The sequence below is a fragment of the Noviherbaspirillum denitrificans genome, assembly GCF_002211445.1.
In the GTDB taxonomy this organism is placed as follows: domain Bacteria; phylum Pseudomonadota; class Gammaproteobacteria; order Burkholderiales; family Burkholderiaceae_D; genus Noviherbaspirillum; species Noviherbaspirillum denitrificans.
On the sequence record NZ_LSTO01000001.1, the window covers coordinates 4,151,006 to 4,152,135 of the forward strand.

The 1,130-nt window shown below is 56.1% G+C and carries 2 protein-coding genes; both read right to left on the bottom strand.

The genetic code is table 11. The annotated features are described in order from the left end of the window. Positions 1-297 precede the first annotated feature (297 nt). Positions 298-525 (bottom strand): sulfurtransferase TusA family protein, encoded by a 228-nt coding sequence (locus AYR66_RS20115; protein WP_206047235.1) that lies wholly within the window; start codon positions 523-525, stop codon positions 298-300. 90 nt (positions 526-615) lie between these two features. Continuing rightward, positions 616-1,130 (bottom strand): NUDIX domain-containing protein (locus AYR66_RS20120; RefSeq protein ID WP_088709958.1); only part of this gene is annotated, 515 nt, incomplete at its 5' end.

Here is a 1,130-nt window from a genome sequence, read left to right on the forward strand (position 1 = left end):
CAGGTACCAAGACTTTCATAGCTTTGCCTTTGTAAAGAAACAATTGACGTTAACGTAAACCGGAATCGTGATTATAGGGGAGAGCTGACCGTGTGACGAAATTTAGCACGACCGTTCTATTAATTGGTAGAGAGTATGCACTAAATCTCATCAAAAATCCAAGGGAAGCTGACGCAAGTTGCCCGCCGGAACCAAATAATCCGGGCGGATAAATCATTGAAATTGCTGGGTTTGCCGGACGGCGAGGAGGAAAGGCTAAGCGAAAGGAAGGAGGCGGGACATGCGGTGGATCAGGACTTATTTACGCTTCATGAAGAAGGTGAATTCCTTGTCGTTCTCGCTCTGGCCGACGAGGTCGTTGCCGGTCTGGCGGGCAAAGGCCTGGAAATCGCGCACCGAACCGGGGTCGGTCGCCATTACTCGCAGGATCTGGCCGCTGGTCATCTCGGCGAGCGCCTTCTTTGCCTTCAGGATCGGCAGCGGACAATTCAGGCCGCGAGCGTCGAGATCTTTATCGAATTCCATGTTCATTACTCGGTAACGAAAAATCAGTCGGGAAATTCTACCCCAAATAAATCGGGGTTGTGCGCCGCAGCAAGCAATTGTCGAAAGATGTTACAGCTTTGGTAAATCCATGAATTCGACATGCAGCCCGCGCGCGGTCATCCAGTCTGCCATGGCATAGCCAGTCCCGGCAGGCCAGGGACGCAACTTTTCCGGGGCAATGAGCCGGTAATCGACCAATTCTTCCGACAGGCGGATTTCTCCGGATGCCTTGACGTGGTAGGCAATGATGACTTCGTTCTTGCGGATGAATTCGTAGACGCCGATCAGCTTGATTTCGCCGGCATCGAGGTTGGTTTCTTCCTTGAGTTCGCGAGCGACACCCTGCTCCGGGGTTTCGCCGCGCTCCATGAAACCGGTGATGAGCGCGAACATCTTTTCCGGCCAGGCGGCATTGCGCGCGAGGAGGATGCGGCCCTCGACTTCCACGAGGGCCGCGAGGACCGGAAGCGGATTGTCCCAGTGCGTCCAATGGCCGTCGGGGCAGGCCAGGCGAACCTTGCCTGCCTCGCCGGCATCCGCGCGCTCGATGAGCGGCGCGGCGCACTCGGGACAATAGCGCGGCG